Source organism: Peribacillus acanthi, assembly GCF_003073175.1.
GTDB lineage: Bacteria > Bacillota > Bacilli > Bacillales > DSM-1321 > Bacillus_BN > Bacillus_BN acanthi.
Genome location: NZ_QBBX01000021.1, coordinates 1 through 19,257, shown reverse-complemented (window position 1 = coordinate 19,257; position 19,257 = coordinate 1). Strand labels below are relative to the sequence as shown.

Here is a 19,257-nt window from a genome sequence, read left to right as displayed (position 1 = left end):
GTATCTATGGAAACGAAAAATAATAGTAATCCGATGGAAACGAACATTCATACTGATTTTCAAAAAGAGATGTCCTACGGGGGATACCTTCAGCTCGATCAGATTTTATCCAGTCAAAAGTTGCTTTCAGACAACCATGATGAAATGCTGTTTATCATTATCCATCAGACAAGCGAGCTGTGGATGAAGCTAGTCTTACATGAAGTGAATGCAGCCATTGAATGTATCGAGCGTAATGATTTAGAGCCTTCTTTTAAAATGTTATCTCGAGTTTCTAAAATCCAACAACAGTTGATCCAATCTTGGAATGTGTTATCGACACTAACACCAGCAGATTATATGCAGTTCAGACATAAGTTAGGGCATTCATCTGGATTCCAATCCTACCAGAACCGAATGATTGAATTTGCTTTCGGTCAAAAAAGTCAGCATGTATTGTCAGTGTATCGTCATGACCCGGACCTTTATGAGCAATTGAATAGAGCGCTAAATGAAAGAAGTATTTACGATGTGGCAATCAAAGCCTTAGCTGTCAGAGGGTTGCCTATTGATGAAGAAGCATTAAACCGAGATTGGTCTCAGACGTATCAACCCAATCAAAGTGTGGAAGATGCTTGGCTGACTGTCTATCGAAATGTCGATCAATATTGGGATTTATATGAACTGGCTGAGAAGCTGGTGGATATCGGTAGCCAGCAGCAATTTTGGAGATATAACCACATGAGTACGGTTGAAAGAATTATAGGGAACAAAATGGGGACTGGGGGATCTTCTGGTGTCGCCTATTTGAAGAGAGTGCTCGATCATCAATTTTTCCCTGAATTATGGACTGTACGTACAAAGCTTTAATTAGAAGGAGGATTAGCAATGAAACCTTGGATTGATATATCCCAACCTTTGGATAGTAATGTTGCCACTTGGCCAGGTGATACTCCGTTTAATTACAGCGTAAGTTGGAGCAAGGAGCAAAGTGGCTCGGTTAATGTAGGAAAAATAACGATGAGTATTCATACTGGAACTCATATCGATGCTCCCTTCCATTTTGATAATGATGGGAAAAGAGTCGTCGATTTGAACGTAAGCCTGTATATTGGTAAAGCAAAGGTCGTGCATTTATTGAATTGCCAAAGTATCGGAATTAAGGATTTAAGTAATATAGATTTGCAAGGTGTGGAAAGGCTGTTAATCAAAACAGGTGCTTGGGAGAACAGAGCAGAGTTTCCGCAATTCATTCCTCATGTTGAATCTGAACTGGCGGAATACCTTGCTAAACATGGTGTGAAACTTTTAGGTTTAGATTTACCTTCAGTTGATCCACTCGATAGCAAGGAGCTGCCTGCACATCATGCATTATCAAAACATGGTGTACATATATTAGAAGGATGCGTTCTAGAAGAGGTGGAAGAGGGAGATTATGAGCTGATTGCCTTGCCTCTAGCACTTGTGGAAGCGGATGGAAGTCCAGTGAGGGCAGTATTAAGGGAGATTGACGAAAAGACGAATAGAAATGAGTAAAACTATTTGTTTTGAAACAAGTTGAGCAAGCAATTTTAAAGAGTACACCTCAACTTGTATCAAGAGAATGAATCGTGTATGGACTGAAAAAGTAGAAGATAAAATTACTAGTAACAATTTAACAACTGAGACTCTTACAAAAGAGGAGTTGTTAGAGGTCGTAAATTCTCTTTACTAATTTTATGATAGTGTGTAACGATAGGGGCTACCATGAGTAGCCTCTATTTGTTTTTACGCCTAAAGTCTTATCTTCAATTACACCTTAGGATTATAGGAATAATTGATTGTGCATCTTACAATGAGAACTAAGATCATTCTTATATAAAGGTGGAAAAACGGTTGAATAATGATGATAACAGAACATGGGATTTGATATGGCAAATAATGATTACCGTCGTTACATGCTTTGTATTACTGGCACTTTTACCGACTTTATTGCCCTTTTATAGAGCGTTTGGAGTGGTGATTTCAGTTGGTATTCTTTGCTTAGCTGCATTTTTTTACTTCAAAAAGCAAAGGGAATTATTCAGCGTTATTAAATTGACCTCCAATTTTTATTTCCTTTTTATTGTAATTTTACTTCTGATTTTCTACTCTACTAAGATTTTGGTGTTAACCGATGAGAGTGGATTTGAAAGTATATTAAGAGATCATATCTCGATGGCAAAATGGATATATTTTATGATTTGCTTTGCACAACCTATTATACTGCCCATTCCTGAAGCGGTGACAGTAGCGGCTGGAAGTGCGGTTTTAGGACCTTTTACAGCTTTATATCTAGGCTTTTTAGGAAGTCTCTCGGGTATATTGACGATGTATGCTATCGCTAGATTCGGCGGAGTGAAGCTCGTTTCCAGGTTTGTAAAAGAAACGCATATGCAAAGATATAAGGAGTATGTGAGGAAAAATGAAACAATCATTCTAGTCTTGATGTTCATCATTCCTATATTACCGGATGAAATCATTACGGTTGGAGCGGGAATTAGTGGGGTTTCGTTCAGAAAATTCATTTGGATTGCATCGCTATCTAAACTCTTCACGTCAACGATAGTAGCATACTCAATCCCATTGGCAAACGTGTTATCATTAACAGGTACACAGATGATGATGGGTGGCTCTTTAGTGGTAGGTTTTATCTTATTCATTACGGTGTTGATGAAGAGAACTTTAATGAAAAAACAAGGAGAAAGACAGCTATGAAAAAGGTAGAATTGAAAAATGGGAAAGAGGCCAGTATTCAAGAGGCTACAAAAATTGATGCACAAGAGATGATAGAGTTTTATAACAGAGTTGGTGGGGAAACAGATTTCCTTTCTTTTGGAGAGAATGAGTTTGTCAGAGATCTAAACGAATATGAAGAATACTTGGATACCACATGTAAAGAGGAGAATTCACTAATCTTAGTCGCTAAAATGGATGGTGAAATCGTAAGTATCGCTTCGATTAATTCCAGTCAGAAGCCTAGAACAAAGCATGTGGGAACATTAGGAATCGTGGTGGCAGAACACTTATGCGGATATGGTTTAGGCAAAATTTTGATGAAGGATTTGATTGATTGGGCACGACAAAATGGAGTGACCAAAAAAATCAGCTTAGTGACACGTGAGGATAATTTAAGTGCCATTAAGTTATATAAGCAATTAGGTTTTGTAGAAGAAGGTTTATCAATCGATGATACGTTTATTGGTGGGATTTATTACAATACTTTACTAATGGGATTGAAGTTATAGACCTTTAAAAACCGTATGGGATAATTTATTTCATTAAAATTTTTCTTCTTTAAAATGCTTGATAAACCCTATTGTAGAACGAATTCTCTTTCTTTTTTTGATAGTAATTGCTAATTTATTTTTGTAAATGTTGAAATAAACTTTGCTTTATTGCTCAATACCTGTTAAGCTAAAGAAGAATTATTTTTGTTCGATGTTATATAAGTGAAACAACTTAATGATCATTTTGGGCAAGGATAGTAATACATGTGTTAAAAGCACTAGGAGGCAACAAACATGGAACAAGGTAAAGTAAAATGGTTTAATGCAGAAAAAGGTTTTGGATTCATCGAGCGCGAAGCTGGAGACGACGTATTCGTACATTTCTCAGCTATCCAATCTGAAGGTTTCAGAACTTTAGAAGAAGGTCAAGACGTGACTTTCGAAGTTGAGCAAGGTCAACGTGGACCTCAAGCTACTAACGTTCGTAAAGCTTAATCTAACCAACACATAGATAAACAGATCCTGTAATGGGGTCTGTTTTTTTGTTTTCATAAAATATTATACTATTGAAAACTAGACAACATACTTGTTGTATCGATTTATATTAAACTTTTGAATGTAAATAAATTATCCTAACTTTCATACCAATCTAATTCTCCCTTTTTGAGTACTATTAAGTAAGTCTATTTTTTAAAATCTATCAAAATTCAACATTTGTAACGTGTCAAATTTCGGACAAGCTGCATTTTATATATGGTAAGTCAAATCTTAATAGGAAAGAAGGAGATTTAGTATGTGTGGTTATTCATCAGATGCAACCTATTTGCCTCCAAATAAGTTTTGCTGCCCTGAACCAAAATATTTTGTAGAGGAGCTTTGTGGTAGTGTAAGTGGAGTTTTGCCAGGGAACGTAGTGTGGCAAGCCCCGACTCCAACTAGTGATTATATTCAAGCTACTTTAACAGTTTCTAATACAGGAGCAGGTCAAATTGAATACGGTTCTAATGGAGCTGTTCCATTTGCTCTTCAACCGGATCAACAAGTTTCAATATCTGTAAACAATCCAACTCAGTTCAATATTCAGTTAGATGCTGGAGATTCAGCAAATTACTGTATCAAATTGTATAAACGTATTTCCTAATACTTCTTAGTAAGCTTATACAATCGTCTATGGAAGCCTGTTACTAGGTATTTTACTAGTAACAGGCTTTTGAATTTTATCTATTTTAAGGGTGTTCTAATAGAGGCCTTGATAAGCAATTAGTATTCAAGATTGTCGAAACTATTGATGCCTTTTACAGATAGGAGGGTTAAAAGGAATGCTATTTGAATACAAAAGTCCAAAATTTATTTACAGGGTTTTGGACTTCATTTTTATTGAAGTATACCCGTAATATAAAAATCCCTGCTCAGGCGAAAGAGCAGGGACGTATGAAACAGTATAGTAAAGTAGTTTAAAGGCTTTATCAGTATAGCACAGTATCGTGATAAATCCATACATATTTTCACTACTCCATAAATTTACTCAACAGACAATCCCGTATTCTTTTGTATCGGTAAAATGTGTAGTTGGTTCGATAAAATAGTTGCCGAGTTCGGTAATATCCTCCGACCATTAGGAAATATCCAGCGCTCATTCGGTAATAATGTGAGACTTCCATCAGGATGCACACTCAAAACCTAATTTATAGAAGGATAATGTCATATTTCTATAGAAGTATTGTTGGAGATTTTATTATTTAGAAAAGAGGTACCCGAAATGTTCGATCAAAGACCAGGTGCAAATGAATATGCAGAATATTATACCGACTATGTGAAATTGGTTCCTGATGGGACTTTACTATCCATATTATTTGAATTACATAATAAGACCATCCATTTATTAAAGGATTTATCAACCGAGCAAGCACTATTTCGCTATGGTTCATCGAAATGGAGTATAAAAGAAGTGCTTGGGCATATCATTGATACCGAAAGAATTATGAGTTTTAGGCTATTATCCATCGCTCGTGGTGAGACAGTGGCTCTACCAGGATATGATGAGAATGAATATGTAAAAAATGCGAATTTTGACCAACAGACAATAGGCAATCTCCTTGAAAGTTATACCATTGTTAGAAAGTCTACACTTCATCTATTAAAGGGCTTGGATGAAAAATCATGGATTCGACGTGGAGTAGCCAATAATTACGAGGTAACAGTACGTGCGCTAGCCGCCATTATTGTCGGCCATGAGTTACATCATCTACAAATATTAAATGATCGGTATATAAGTGACGAAAATTTTCCTAAATAAGAGGTGATAGAAATGCAAACGATGTTTCGTTACAACTGGAAAGTTAGAGAAGACTGGTATAAATGGTGCGAGGATGTGCCGTTGGAGGAGCTGCTTCAAAATCGTACAGGTGGTGTAGGAGGAATTCTACAAACTATGTTCCATATTATTGATGTCGAATGGAGCTGGATTCGATTGTTGGAAGGGAAACCTGACTTTCAAGAAGACTTTCAAAAATATAAAAGTTTAGAAAAGGTACGGAAGCTTGATGAAATTTTCAAGCAGGAGGTAGAGGCTTTTGTTTTTTCCTGGAACAACGATATGGAAAATCGTATCGTTCAGGAATTACACCCTAACGGAAGTATTGAAACGTTCTCCTGGGGAGAAGTGATGCGACATGTAATCGCACATGAAATCCATCATATTGGGCAAATTTCAGTGTGGGCAAGGGAGATTGGGAAGATTCCTGTAACAGCCAATTTAATTGGCAGAGACTTAAGTAAAATTATTACGACGTAGTAAGGGACAGTTCTGAGAATGATTCAGAACTGTTTTTTCTTGTACTTGTCTAATTTTTCAGATGAGAATTCTAATAGTCCATTTGAATAAACCTGTCCAATTAGCATAACCATAATAAAAAATATAAGGAGAAGGATCAATGGCAAATCACGAAATTCGATATACTTCTGCTGAAATTGCGGCCCTTTGGACGACATATATTCAAACTTCCGCGACAAACTGTTTTTATAAACATTTTCTTCATTATCTGACAGATGATCATATTAAGTCATTAATAGAAGAAGCCTTATCCATGAACAATGATGCCATTAAAGCTATAGAGAATATGTTTAATGAGGAAAAATTCCCAATACCACATGGATTTTCAGATGAAGATGTAAATTTGACAGCTCCTCCACTGTATACAGAATTATTCGCTTTAAGCTTTGTATACCGGGCCGGTCAGGTGATTATGAATTATTTTTCTATGATGTTAGGAAAAGTAGCTCGAGAGGATGTAGTTATGTTTTATAACAAATGTTTGTCTCACTCAACTGAGCTGTATAGGAAATCGTTGAAGCTCATGCTTGAGAAAGGGATTTATGATCGTCCTGCAAGCATGGACTATCCGAAAAGTGTTGAATACATCCAGTATAATTCTTCTTTATTGGATCATTGGTTCGGGCAAGATCGTCCTTTAAACTGTTTAGAGTTAAGTGAATTATTTTTTTCTATAGAGAGAAATAGTATAGGTTTAGTTCTGTTGAATGGGTTATTACAGGTCACCAAAGATCCTGAAATCAAGGAATTCTTGAAAAAAGGAAAGAAACTAAGTGAAAAGCAAATTGATACATATAATGAAGTGTTAAAGGATAGCGGTGAGTTTGCTACCTGTCCTGTTCCATTAGAAGTTACCGATTCAACGATATCCCCATTTTCTGAAAGGTTAATCATGTTCTTCATTAACTCGTCTAATCAATTAGGATTAACTTCGATTAGTTATGCTATGTCCGTGTCATTGAGAAAGGATTTATCTGTCCATTATTCACGATTCATTGCTGAGATTATGAAGTATGGAGCACAGGGATTAGAGCTTATGGTGAAGAGAGGATGGATGGAGAAGCCACCAGAATCGGCAGATCGAAAAAATCTTCAAAAATAGTAGTTGAACGAAAGCGACAGTACACTCACTGTCGTTTTTTTTACGGTTATTTTTGCCACTTTAAACAAATAATAAGATTTATCCTAGACGAGAATTCCAAGAATTGAATGAGGTTGGATATGTTCAAAAAAATAATTTCTATGATACCAGATTATATTGTTTTCATACAGACAGCAGTGGTTTTTTTGGTTCCATTTGGGTTAAGCAAGCTATTTAATTGGGTTCATTCAATTGAGAGAGAGTGATGAAAGTGAAGTGGTGGAGATTAAGAAGTAGACCTACACAAGAAGCAACAACAAATGAATCTCCAACAATGCCACCTATTACATTGACTGGGGATTTCATCAAGGATTTGACTTTAATAAAAGAAGAAATTGGCCATAATTCTGATGTTAATTTTCGTGAAATCTGTCTGGGGGATGAAAATGTAAGGGTGGCGATCATTTTCATAGATGGACTATCTGATACTGAAGTAGTCAACAGTCATATCATCAGTGACATAATTAGAGCTACTCCACATGAAGATTTAAGGAATTATATCCTGACTAAAGGAATCTCTATTTGTGAGATAAAAGAAATTGTTGAATTAAAGAAGTTAACGTCTGGAATCCTTTTTGGTTCAGTAGGATTATTGGTGGAAGGGGTAAACGGAGCCTTCCTCTTAGGTGAAGCCATCACTAAGACAAGAAGTATTGATGAGCCAGCATCTGAAGCATTGGTACGTGGGCCGAGGGTAGGCTTTATTGAAAATTTAAGTGATAATACTGCTCTTCTAAGAAGACATGGAAAAGATCAAAACTTATCCCTCATCAGTTATGAAATAGGTGAACGTTCCAAAAAGGAAGTTGTACTTGCTTACATGACGGAAATTGTGAATGAGGAACTGTTACAGGAGGTTAAGACTAGAATTGAAAAAATCAAGATTGATGATATCCCAGGATCCGGATACATCGAACAACTAATTGAAGATAATTTTTTGAGTCCCTTTCCACAAGTGCAAAATACGGAAAGACCTGACAGGGTGATGAGCGCATTGATGGAGGGAAGAGTGGCAATCCTCATTGATGGATCGCCTTTTGCCTTGATTGTTCCAGTCACATTTCATATGCTTTTACAATCTCCCGAAGACTATTATGAACGGTGGATAGCTGGGTCACTCATTAGGGTTTTGCGTTATTTTTCTTCCTTTGTGTCGTTGTTTGCTCCATCGCTGTATATTGCATTTATATCATTCCACCAAGGGCTGATTCCAACAAAGCTCACGTTTTCTATTGCTGCCACAAGGGAAGGGGTTCCATTTCCGCCACTCATTGAGGCACTCTTTATGGAAATCGCGATCGAAGTGTTGCGGGAAGCTGGACTTCGATTGCCCAAACCCATCGGTCAGTCCTTAGGAATTGTTGGTGGATTGGTTATTGGGGAGGCTGCCGTTCAAGCGGGCATCGTAAGCCCCATCATGGTCATTGTTGTGGCGGTTACGGCAATCTCTTCTTTCACTTTACCTCAGTATAATGTCGGAATTGCCCTTAGAATGCTACGTTTCATAGGAATGTTGTTTGCTAGTGTTTTTGGATTGTACGGTGTAGTGTTGTTTGTCCTTTTGCTATGCAGTCATTTAGTGAAGTTGAAAAGTTTTGGAGTTCCATATGTCAGTCCAGCAGTTCCATATAGTCCAAAAGATTGGAAGGATTTAATAATTAGGTTACCGATTTCCATGTTGAAGAAACGACCCGGATTTTTGCATCCGAAAGACTCTATAAGAGAAAAGTAATGGCTTTGAAAGGAAGTGACATAAGATGCAAGCCAAACCGAAAGATCGAATTTCAACTGTTCAGACAGTCATGATTATCAGTAATTTTATCCTTGGTGCGGGCATCTTAACGTTACCTCGAACTGTTACTGAAAAAACCCAGACTCCTGATGGGTGGATTTCCGTTATGATTAGCGGATTCATTACCATGATGATTGGCTTAATCATGGTCAAACTCTGTAAGAGGTTTCCTAAACAATCTTTGTACCAATACAGTCAAGTAATTCTTGGCAAGTGGTTAGGGTTCATTCTCGGTTTCATTGTTATTCTTTACTATATTACGTTATCCGCCTTTGAAGTTCGTGCGATGGCAGAGACAACCCGTTTGTTTTTGTTACAGGGAACCCCGACCTGGGCGATTATTATGCCATTTTTATGGATCGGTCTTTATCTTATAGTAGGGGGAGTCAATTCGATTGCACGTATGTTTGAAATCATTTTTCCTGTCACTGTACTGTTTTTTATGTTGGTAATGTTTTTGGGAATCAGTATTTTTGAAGTGGATAATATTCGTCCAGTCATGGGACTAGGGGTAAAGCCAGTAATTAAAGGTCTATCGAGTACCTCTCTTTCATTTGCAGGATTTGAAGTCATTTTGATTATTTACTTTTTTATGCAAAAACAAAAACAGGCGACAAAAGCTACGCTCATTGCAATTGGGATTCCAATCATTTTTTATGCAGTCACTTTAATAATGGTGGTTGGGGCTCTATCAGTCGGGGGTGTTTTGACTCAAACATGGCCAGTACTAACTTTCATTAGGAGCTTTGAGATTACAGGTTTCTTTTTTGAAAGGTTTGATTCCCTATTATTAGTGATTTGGGTTATGCAGCTATTTTCTACATTCACAGTTTCCTACTTTGTCGCAGTATTAGGGGTTTCTCAGTTATTTGGAAAAAATTTTCAAACCATTAGTTTTATTGTGCTACCTCTTATTTTTTTCTTTGCGATGATTCCCACTAATATTAATCAGCTGTTTACGATGGGGGATTGGGTAGGTAAATTTTCATTCTTATTTTTTAGTTTGACCCCATTACTTCTGTTGTTCGTCTCCATGTTAAGGAGGAAGAAAAATGGATAAAGCATCTAAGCCTGTTTTTTTAAGTTTATTGTTATTCATGCTTTTACTGGTGTTGGCAGGGTGTTGGAGCAGTACCCCGATTGAGGACTTGAATTTCATTGCTGGTTCGTCATTGGATAAAGCCAAGGATGGAAGACTCAAGTCAACGCTGCAATATGTAGTTCCACAAGCAATTGGAAAAGGAAATGAAGGAATCACTCCTCAAAAACCATATGTTAATGTGTCAGAAATCGGAGATGCGCTTGAGCCGATTGGTTGGGAAACAACCTTGAAAAAAGAAGGGAAAATATTTGGTTCTCATCAAAAAACAGTGGTCATTGGCGAGGCCTTAGCACGAGAAGTAAATTTAAGGCAATTGACCGATTTATATTATCGTGACATAGATATCAGGGGAAGTACGATGATCCTTGTAGCAAAAGGACGCGCAGATCAAACGTTAGAATCGAATGAAAACAATATAATTCCAGCCTTGAAAATTGTTGAGATTGCCACGCAACAGTTGACGACAAGAATGTTAAGTCAGACCACCTTGACAAGTGTATGGGGAAAGATGAACTCAGGATCGAGCTTTTTGCTCCAAGAAATTCAGTCCACAAAAGGGGAAGTGGAATTTTCAGGAGCTGCCATAATCAATGGAAAGGACAATTTAATGATTGGTTCTTTCAATAAAGAAGATTTAGAAGGAATCACTTGGATTACAGGTGAGGGAAAAGGTGGAGCAGTAAAGGCTTATGAAAAAGAAACTGACAAACCTACCTATGTACAGATTGAAAATATGAAAAGTAAAATCAAGCCAAAAGTGGAAGATGAAAAGATTTCGTTTGATGTCACGATTGAGGCTGAAGGGAGAATAGCAGAATATTGGAATCCTTATTTAAAGCCTGCATTTAAAAATAAAAACGTAAAGAAAATGGAAAAGGTTGCGGAACAAGAAGTAAAGCGGTTAGTGGAAAATGTGACCAAGAAAATGCAGGATGAATACAAAGTCGAGGTTGCTGGGTTTGGAAATCAGTTAAGAATTGAACATCCGAAGCTTTGGGAAAAAGTGAAAAAAGATTGGGATCAGAAGTTCAGTACGATTCCAGTTGATTATCATGTGAATCTCACCATTAAGGATTACGGCAATATTGGCGCGAAGAAGGGAAGGAAGTAGAAGGGTAGATTAATGGCCGGTTTGGTGGATGGTAATGGGTAATAGACTGAATTATTATGACTTAATTGCAATTTTGTATCTTTCGATTGAAGCTTAACAATTTGAAGTAATATAACACATAACGCGGCACGCTCATTTTGTGCCGCGTTATGTGTTGATAGTATTAAGCATTTGGTAAAATCCTGGGCAGTTTCGGTAAAAAATGCGCTTGTTTTGGTAATAAAATAACTTGATTTGGTAATAAATCTGCTTAATTCGGTAAAAAGTCTGTGAAACCTTGACTTAAATAAAGAAGCTGGAATTTATTCGATTCCAGCTTCTATTCTTTTCTATTTTGTATTCTTTTTTTTCGCGATGTTCTCAAGCTTGCTCTTCGGTTCCACTGCAAATTCCACGTCTTTGCCCACTCCTTGTGGATTTACACTTGGAGCTTTTTGACCTCTTCCAGCATTTTTACTCACTACATTCACCTCCAAATATAGTTTCTCCAGACAAAAATGATTTATGTGGATTAACGACTACCATTTTCCAAATAATTCCTTCGCAATTGATTGAATTACGAAATCATAAGGAGTCATTTTTATATGCAGACATATATCAATCGAATTAAAGAAGTCTACCCTGACTTTCAAATAAATCAAATAGTGGAAAATCAATTTGGTCAAAACAATAATGTTATCTGAATTTACATGATTTTTACAATAGAAGGTAGGAATTCACACCTTTGATGAAGAAATAATAGGATACAAAAAAATGGTGGAGATGAATACCAGTTAAGAGGTAAACATGAATATACCAAAAATAAATGGTTTTGAAATTTTGGATAGGATTACAGATGCGGTTTTTGCGCTGGATCATGAATGGAATTTTACCTATGTGAATCAACAAGCCATTAAGTTATTGTGTCGTAATAGTGCCCAATTAATTGGGAAAAATATTTGGGAGGAGTTTCCTGAAGCTGTAAACTTGCCTTTTTATTCATTTTATCAAAAAGCAGTCAATGAGCAGATTCCCGTTAACTTCGATGCCTATTATCCACCATTAAAAACATGGTTTGATGTTAGGGCCTATCCATCTCCCAATGGACTTTCAGTCTATTTTCAGGACATAACAGAAAAGAGGGAAATAGCCAATCAGCGTGAACAACACTATGAATCCCTATTCGAGAACAATCCATATGGTGTATGTTCATTAGATTTAGAAGGTAATTACATGAGTGTTAATCCTTCAATGGAAGAACTTTTAGGATACAGTGAAGATGAGTTTTTATCGATGTCATACGTACCTTTAATACCTAAAAATGAAATTGAAAACACAATGAATTTCTTTTCGAAGGCTGCAAATGGAGAAACTCAAAACTATGAAACGAAAGCGATTCATAAAAATGGTCGAGTCATTGATTTAAAGGCAACGAATATGCCAATTATCGTAAATAATCGAATCGTTGGTGTATTTGCTATTGTGAAAGATATTACGAAAGAAAACTATACCAATAGTTTGCTATTGGAGTCCGAAAAGCTAACTGTTGTTGGCCAATTGGCTGCATCGATAGCCCATGAAATCAGAAATCCATTGACTTCTATTAAAGGGTTCTTACAGCTGATACGATCGACTGAAGAAATAAACAGTCAATATTTAAGTATTATGGCGGATGAAATTACGAGAATTGAGTCTATTACAAGTGAGCTATTAATCTTAGCCAAACCACAAGCTGAACAATACAAATACCAAAGTATTAATAGAATTATTACAGACGTAGCTATATTACTGAGTTCTCAAGCATTAATCAATAACGTCGAATTTAAGTTGAACCTAGCTGAACTTCCAGATATTTTATGCAATGCCAGTCAGTTGAAACAGGTTTTCATCAATCTTCTCAAAAATTCCATTGAAGCTATGCCAGATGGTGGTGTGATTTCAGTCTCTTGTTTGCAAAAAGGTGCTAATGACATCTTTATCCAAGTAATTGATCAAGGTTGTGGAATTCCGCAGGAACTTTTAGAGAAAATAGGATCGCCTTTTTATACAACGAAAGAAAAGGGGACTGGTCTTGGAATGATGACAACCTTAAAGATTATTGATTCACACGGTGGGAAGATGGATATTTCAAGTACGATGAATGAAGGGACTACCATTTCTATTACTTTACCTATAGAGACTACAAAATTGCTATAAGATCGGTATTTTATTTTGATTTTTGTTTAATTCTGTTTGATTAGAATCTTAACTTAGGTTTTTCATAATAGTTTAAAAGGCGCTATCCCTTAGTGGTATAGCGCCAATTTATTAGCTAGTTCATCGGTAAAGTTTAATGTGGAATATTAATCAATTGTCCTTTTTTAATCCAATATTGAAAGTTGTCGATTGGAAATACGCCTCTATAGTTAGAATTGTTCATTTTGATGATGACACTACCTTGAGATACGTCAAGTATCTTTAGGGTGTTCGAATTACTTAGGTTTGGCAAGAAACTACTTTTCATTTCAAATTCCATATTGCTTGCTAGGTTCAAAATTAACGACTCCTTCTTTCACGATTATTACTAAAATTCCCCAATATGCATGATATAATTCTATAAAAATGTAAGGGAGATACATACATGATAATCAACCAAATTACCCCTCAAGCAATTCTAGACAATAAAAGTGATTACGATACATATTTGAAAAAACAATTAAGCCCGTTAGTGGGGAAAGATTCATGGATGCAAGACTGGAGGCATATTGCTCAAAGGTTTGGATTGTTAAAATTCCAAGAAATGAAAGAAGAAGAACTTCAATCCTATGAATGGGATGAAAAATGGGTACATGACTTGATTGAAGAAGCGATTTTGAAGGTAAAAGAACACTTGGAGCTTGGACCTCTAAATATTATGGTCGTACCGGCGATTGCCTTTCCATGGTTTAGAAACCTAGACCGCGCCATCTGGACGAACGGATTTACCAATGGCCCTAATACGATTATTCTAGCTGTCCCACCTAAACCAGATGCTGTCTTTTTACAATATATGATTGCCCACGAAGCGCATCATGCCAGTCCGCAGAATCCTATTTACCAACTCACACTTGATACTTTTACATTACAAGATTGGTATAAGATGGAGGGGACTGCAGAATACTTTAGTCTTTCTCTATACGAAGATAAACGATGGTGGAAGGATGAATTCACAAAAGAAATAGAGTCCAACTATTGGAACAGAGCAAAAAATCAACTTCATTTTGCCGATGAAAATGGATTCGCCTTACGTTTTGGCGATCCAGCGAATGGCATTCCATATCTTGCGGGCTATGCTTTTGCATATAATTTAGTAAGAGATTATGTGAAACGAAATTCAATTCAGGAGTATAAGGAATTATTTTTAATAAAAGCAAGTGAATATATCGATTGTTATAAAGTAAATAATTGAAACTCTTTCCATTTTCATGCGTAGATAGGATAGGAAGGGTTGAAAAAGAAAATCCTCGAATAACTTCCGAGGATTTTGTTTTAGAAATTCTCTTTTTTTAACAGCTTATCGTGAATTTTAGTTAAAACTATGAGTGCTATAATTGATCCAACGAAGGTTAAAGTCATATCCCACTGTGCATCCCATTTGTCTCCTTGAGAACCTAAGAATTGGTGGGAAACCTTGCTACCTTTTGAAATTACTGCAGCCAGCCATTCAATGATTTCGTATATGGCACTAATGGATAGAGATATACTTAAAATGAATGTGATTAACCATTTTCCTCTTAAAATGGGGGTTGCTCTGATGACAATTTCCCGAATGATGATGGCAGATAATCCTTTAATAAAATGCCCAAACCGATCATAATGGTTCCTTTCTAGTTCAAAATAATCTTTGATCCAATTGAAAAGAGGGACTTTTGAATATGTATAATGGGCCCCGATGAACATAGTTATTGAAAGGATTGCAATAATAAGGTAAGACAGGGTGGTTAGTCGGAAGCTTTTATATGAAAAGATGGCAATGGCTAGCATTACGAGTGCAGGGATGGCTTCAGCAGACCAAATTAAATATCCGTTTGGTTGAATGAGTGACCATATTAAGACTATTAATACTACAATAAACAGTAGTAGATGAATCCATACTCTATTTGTTTTCAATTTTTTCACTCCAGTAGAAGGTTAAGATTTGTATTATTTAGTATGGACTACAAATAAATGGTTTAAATGTTATAATAAAAGTAAATAAGTCCAAGATAGGATTTTGTCAATGATATAAGGATAGAGAGTGGTGACAGCAAGTGCGTTTTACGAAAAGCATTCCCAATATGTTTACTTTAGGAAATCTATTCTGTGGTTTCTTGTCAATTGGCTTTGCGGCTAGTGGGCAGTATAAAAATGCTGCCATTTTGATATTAATTGGAATGATGCTGGATAGCATGGACGGTCGATTAGCCCGAATGTTAAAAGCAGACAGTGAATTGGGAAAAGAATTAGATTCACTAGCTGATATCGTTACATTTGGTGTCGCGCCTTCGTTTTTAGTGTACTATACATATTTCTTCCAATTTGGATTATTGGGATTAATCGTAGCTGGTTTGTTCCCACTGTTTGGAGCTTATCGATTAGCAAGGTTTAATATCAGTACGAATAAATCGAACATGAACTATTTTATTGGAGTTCCCATTACGGCAGCCGGAGGGATATTAGCACTCCTTACTTTATTTGGCGATCGGATTCCTAATATTGTAACAACCGTTGTGTTTACGGGATTATCCTTTTTAATGGTAAGCCGAATCAGAATACCAAGCTTAAAGGAAATTCCACTTCCAAAATATGGAACAATTGTGACGCTGTTTTTAGGCAGTCTATTATATTTGATTTACCGAGGGACATATGGACAATTTCCATACCTGATTTATATTGCGACACCACTTTACATCGCGTATGTAACGTATGTTTTCATTAAGGGGAAAAATAAAAAGAATATGGATTGATTGTTTGATACTCATTGTGAAATCGATGGGTATTTTTTTATGGGCTGAAGTTCTCACGAGGATGGTATGGAAGATCAAAAGGAGAAACCATTTATTTTAATAGCTTCCTCATTTTTCTATAATTAGAAATGGCAGTGAGGTAAAATAAAAAATAAGATTTTAACTCAAGAAAGGAAGATAAACTACCATGATAGATTTTAGAAGTGATACGGTCACAAAACCAACCGAAGAAATGAGAAAAGCTGCATATTCAGCTGAGGTTGGGGATGATGTGTATGGAGAAGATCCATCTGTCAAAAGGCTGGAAGAAGCAGCTGCCGAAATTTTAGGCAAGGAAGATGCTTTATTTGTGACAAGCGGGACACAAGGAAATCAAATCGCTATTTTGGTTCATTGTAGACCTGGTAATGAAGTACTACTAGAAGAGGAGTCTCATATTTTTTATTACGAGTCCGGAGCCGCATCAGCACTTGCTGGAGTTCAAACTAGAACCATTCGTGGTGTAAGGGGAGCAATGTCTGCACATGCAGTGGAAGCCGCTATTAGACCTGAAGATCAACACTATCCAGAAACGGGTTTGATCCTTATGGAAAATACACATAACAGGGCAGGAGGTGCAGTTATTCCTGTATCAACCATGAGTGAAATTTATTCTATTGGAAAAAAGTATGGTGTACCTGTACATATTGATGGAGCACGTCTTTTTAATGCAGCCACTGCACTTGGTCTTCCAGTTAGTGAATTAACTCGCCAATGTGATACGGTTCAAATTTGTTTATCTAAGGGCCTTGGCGCACCAGTGGGCTCCTTATTGGCAGGAAGTAGTGAATTTATTAAGAAAGCGCGCAAATGGAGGAAGCGAGTTGGGGGTGGCCTACGTCAGGCAGGAATTATCGCAGCACCCGGCATAATTGCTCTAACCCAAATGCCCGAAAGGCTTTATCTTGACCATGAACATGCCCGTCAGTTGGCTGAAGGGATAGGGTCTATTTCCAAGCTCTCAGTAGCCAATCAAATTGACACCAACATAGTCGTGGTGGATGTCAGCAAAACGGGATTATCTGCCGATGAATTTAGCGTGCGATTGAAGGACCAAGGGATATTAGCAAATGGGTTTGGCAATGGATTAGTCCGGTTTGTAACACATTACGATGTAACAAAGGAAGATATAGACAAAGGATTAAAAGGAATTTCTGCTATTTTACGTTAGTGAAGTTTTCATGAAAGCGATAGTTGGGGGAGAGCATGTTGGAGATAAAAATAGACAATTTAACAGGAGAAAAAGTGCTTCAATTGATTGGGGAACATCTTCAGGGAATGGCACAAAATTCTCCACCAGAAAGTATTCACGCACTCAATCTAGAGGGTTTAAAGAAACCTGATATCACTTTTTGGAGTGCGTGGGAGAATGAGGAGTTACTTGGATGTGGAGCATTAAAGGAACTGAATGAACAACATGGAGAAGTAAAATCCATGCGCACTTCATCCTCACACCAAAGAAAAGGTGTGGCTAGAAAAATGCTCCAGCATATTATCAAAGAATCTAAAAGAAGGGGGTATACCAGCCTCAGTCTTGAAACAGGATCTATGGAAGCATTTGAGCCGGCTAGAAAATTATATGAAAGCTTTGGATTTCACTATTGTCCACCATTTTCAGACTACAAAGAGGATCTAAACAGTGTGTTCATGACTTTAGACTTATAAATATAGGGATGATTATCATAAAGCGTTCTATTTTCTTTAGTAACGGTTTTTTTGTTAGCAAGAGTTTGGCTAAAGAAAACTGTCTGGAGTGGTAGGTGTGACTCGCAAGAACTTAAAGTCGAAATAAAACACTTTCATTTTCAGAAAAATTCCTTTCTTTAAAGAAGGGAAACAATATTCTTCCCCTAATGAAAAGACTTAATATTTGTAAAATAGTTTTATCACTAGTACAATAGTTATACAATATTTTTACAAATATTAAAAATATATTTGTGTATTTTTATACTTTACGTATTACTTGGTAGCGAAGAAATAAGTCGACATAGAGACCCTTTTTTAGCCTGACGCTAGCCAAGTTATCTAATAATGATGAAATTAAAGGGGAAGAACATGAAAATCATGATTGAAACTGGGGTAATGAAAAGTTCGCAAGTGTTTGAAGATGGTTCTGTGCTAGCGGCAATTGAAAGGTCACTTGCGATGATTGAATTTGATCCACAAGGAAAAGTGCTTTGGGTGAATGAAAACTTTGCAAAGACTATGGGATATAGAGTGCAAGAAATGCCTGGTATGTTACATAAACAATTTTGTACGGATGATTTTGCAGACAGTTACGAGTATCAGGAATTGTGGAGAAATTTACGTACTGGCAAGAGTTTTCAAGAAAAAATCCAGCGTGTGACTAAGCAAGGCAAGCTACTCTGGTTAGAAGCCACATATACTCCTATTTATGATAAAAATGAGAATATAGTGGGGGTTGTCAAAATAGCAACTGATATTACAGAGAGGGAAAATAATACAGTACAAGTCGCATCTCGTTTGCAACAAATGTCAGAGGATTTGAGTGCAAGAGCGAATATGGGAATTAAGAGGAGTGAAGAAGTAGCTCAAGCAACTGGAGAGTTGGTTTCTCAATACAAAGAAAATTTGGAAATTCTTGATTCTCTTAAATCCCAAGCACAATCAATCGGAAATATTGTGAAGACCATTCGAGAAATTGCGGCTCAAACGAATTTATTGGCTTTGAATGCTGCGATTGAGGCAGCGCGTGCTGGAGAACATGGCCGAGGCTTTAATGTTGTAGCTGGAGAAGTTAGAAAACTGGCAACACGTGTTCAAGATTCCATCCAAGAGGTCAATTCACATATTGAGGGGATTACAGGAGAAATCAATAAAATAAACGAAGTAACTATGCGTTCTCAAACCGGTATTTCCAGTAATCAAGTTCTTAATGAACAGGCTGTTGTGGCATTTAAAGAGATTGGCAGTGCTGCAATCCAATTGGATCAACAAGCTAAGATGTTTAAGGAAATTTTATAAAAGAGAATGATCTATTCAAATAGAGACCTCCACCATTTTTGTTTAACGGGTTCTCTTTTGGAGTGCAAAATGTAAAAAATCAAC

The 19,257-nt window shown here is 36.7% G+C and carries 21 protein-coding genes; 18 read left to right on the top strand and 3 right to left on the bottom strand.

All coding sequences use genetic code 11. From position 1 onward, the window contains the following. Positions 1–6 precede the first annotated feature (6 nt). The 12 genes from kynA to DBX25_RS17420 all read left to right on the top strand — a co-directional run bounded on the left by kynA (position 7) and on the right by DBX25_RS17420 (position 11,206). Entirely contained in the window at positions 7–849 is an 843-nt protein-coding gene (gene kynA, locus DBX25_RS17475) for a tryptophan 2,3-dioxygenase (protein WP_108672065.1), read from the top strand. Positions 850–867: 18 nt separating this feature from the next. After that, positions 868–1,515 carry an arylformamidase gene (gene kynB, locus DBX25_RS17470; RefSeq protein WP_108672064.1) on the top strand — a complete coding sequence of 216 codons (648 nt, stop codon included), beginning with the start codon at positions 868–870 and terminating at the stop codon, positions 1,513–1,515. Between the two features lie 339 nt (positions 1,516–1,854). Next, positions 1,855–2,715 (top strand): TVP38/TMEM64 family protein, encoded by an 861-nt coding sequence (locus tag DBX25_RS17465; RefSeq protein WP_240620380.1) that lies wholly within the window; start codon positions 1,855–1,857, stop codon positions 2,713–2,715. Further along, a complete protein-coding gene (locus DBX25_RS17460) occupies positions 2,712–3,245 on the top strand; it encodes a GNAT family N-acetyltransferase (RefSeq protein WP_108672063.1) in 534 nt (177 codons plus the stop codon). The genes DBX25_RS17465 and DBX25_RS17460 overlap by 4 nt, the downstream gene beginning before the upstream one ends. 276 nt (positions 3,246–3,521) lie before the next feature. Next, a complete protein-coding gene (locus DBX25_RS17455) occupies positions 3,522–3,722 on the top strand; it encodes a cold-shock protein (protein ID WP_108672062.1) in 201 nt (66 codons plus the stop codon). Between the two features lie 298 nt (positions 3,723–4,020). Beyond that, positions 4,021–4,368: an S-Ena type endospore appendage gene (locus DBX25_RS17450; protein WP_108672061.1), complete on the top strand. Its 348-nt coding sequence runs from the start codon at positions 4,021–4,023 to the stop codon at positions 4,366–4,368. Between the two features lie 618 nt (positions 4,369–4,986). Then, a complete protein-coding gene (locus DBX25_RS17445; RefSeq protein WP_108672060.1) occupies positions 4,987–5,523 on the top strand; it encodes a DinB family protein in 537 nt (178 codons plus the stop codon). Positions 5,524–5,535: 12 nt separating this feature from the next. Beyond that, the gene (locus DBX25_RS17440) at positions 5,536–6,021 is read left to right on the top strand and encodes a DinB family protein (protein WP_108672059.1); all 486 of its coding nucleotides are present in this window, start codon (positions 5,536–5,538) and stop codon (positions 6,019–6,021) included. A 139-nt stretch (positions 6,022–6,160) separates the two neighbouring features. Then, positions 6,161–7,162: a DUF3231 family protein gene (locus DBX25_RS17435; RefSeq protein ID WP_108672058.1), complete on the top strand. Its 1,002-nt coding sequence runs from the start codon at positions 6,161–6,163 to the stop codon at positions 7,160–7,162. Positions 7,163–7,412: 250 nt separating this feature from the next. Then, positions 7,413–8,933 (top strand): spore germination protein, encoded by a 1,521-nt coding sequence (locus DBX25_RS17430; RefSeq protein WP_420812964.1) that lies wholly within the window; start codon positions 7,413–7,415, stop codon positions 8,931–8,933. Positions 8,934–8,958: 25 nt separating this feature from the next. Next, entirely contained in the window at positions 8,959–10,053 is a 1,095-nt protein-coding gene (locus tag DBX25_RS17425; protein ID WP_108672056.1) for a spore germination protein, read from the top strand. Further along, positions 10,046–11,206 (top strand): Ger(x)C family spore germination protein, encoded by a 1,161-nt coding sequence (locus tag DBX25_RS17420; RefSeq protein WP_108672055.1) that lies wholly within the window; start codon positions 10,046–10,048, stop codon positions 11,204–11,206. The genes DBX25_RS17425 and DBX25_RS17420 overlap by 8 nt, the downstream gene beginning before the upstream one ends. A 329-nt stretch (positions 11,207–11,535) precedes the next feature. Here the strand turns inward: DBX25_RS17420 and sspL are convergent, their stop codons facing one another. Further along, a complete protein-coding gene (sspL, locus tag DBX25_RS17415) occupies positions 11,536–11,667 on the bottom strand; it encodes a small, acid-soluble spore protein L (RefSeq protein ID WP_108672099.1) in 132 nt (43 codons plus the stop codon). 325 nt (positions 11,668–11,992) lie between these two features. On the opposite strand from sspL, the gene DBX25_RS17410 reads away from it, so the two are divergent. Further along, positions 11,993–13,381 (top strand): PAS domain-containing sensor histidine kinase, encoded by a 1,389-nt coding sequence (locus DBX25_RS17410; RefSeq protein WP_108672054.1) that lies wholly within the window; start codon positions 11,993–11,995, stop codon positions 13,379–13,381. A gap of 133 nt (positions 13,382–13,514) precedes the next feature. Here the strand turns inward: DBX25_RS17410 and DBX25_RS17405 are convergent, their stop codons facing one another. Then, entirely contained in the window at positions 13,515–13,718 is a 204-nt protein-coding gene (locus tag DBX25_RS17405; RefSeq protein ID WP_108672053.1) for a hypothetical protein, read from the bottom strand. 87 nt (positions 13,719–13,805) lie between these two features. On the opposite strand from DBX25_RS17405, the gene DBX25_RS17400 reads away from it, so the two are divergent. Continuing rightward, positions 13,806–14,612, top strand: a complete 807-nt coding sequence (locus DBX25_RS17400) for a DUF2268 domain-containing putative Zn-dependent protease (RefSeq protein ID WP_108672052.1) — start codon at positions 13,806–13,808, stop codon at positions 14,610–14,612. Positions 14,613–14,692: 80 nt separating this feature from the next. Here DBX25_RS17400 and DBX25_RS17395 read toward each other — a convergent pair whose 3' ends face one another. Then, positions 14,693–15,313 (bottom strand): DUF2238 domain-containing protein, encoded by a 621-nt coding sequence (locus tag DBX25_RS17395; protein ID WP_420812962.1) that lies wholly within the window; start codon positions 15,311–15,313, stop codon positions 14,693–14,695. A 140-nt stretch (positions 15,314–15,453) separates the two neighbouring features. Here DBX25_RS17395 and pssA point away from each other — a divergent pair, with 140 nt between their 5' ends. From pssA to DBX25_RS21675, 4 genes are all read left to right on the top strand, one after another. Further along, positions 15,454–16,149 carry a CDP-diacylglycerol--serine O-phosphatidyltransferase gene (pssA, locus tag DBX25_RS17390; protein ID WP_108672050.1) on the top strand — a complete coding sequence of 232 codons (696 nt, stop codon included), beginning with the start codon at positions 15,454–15,456 and terminating at the stop codon, positions 16,147–16,149. Positions 16,150–16,336: 187 nt separating this feature from the next. Continuing rightward, positions 16,337–17,359, top strand: a complete 1,023-nt coding sequence (gene ltaE / locus DBX25_RS17385; RefSeq protein ID WP_108672049.1) for a low-specificity L-threonine aldolase — start codon at positions 16,337–16,339, stop codon at positions 17,357–17,359. Between the two features lie 38 nt (positions 17,360–17,397). Further along, positions 17,398–17,853 (top strand): GNAT family N-acetyltransferase, encoded by a 456-nt coding sequence (locus DBX25_RS17380; protein WP_108672098.1) that lies wholly within the window; start codon positions 17,398–17,400, stop codon positions 17,851–17,853. A gap of 390 nt (positions 17,854–18,243) precedes the next feature. Continuing rightward, positions 18,244–19,173, top strand: coding sequence for a methyl-accepting chemotaxis protein (locus DBX25_RS21675; protein WP_276309639.1), 930 nt, complete (start codon positions 18,244–18,246; stop codon positions 19,171–19,173). Positions 19,174–19,257 lie beyond the last annotated feature (84 nt).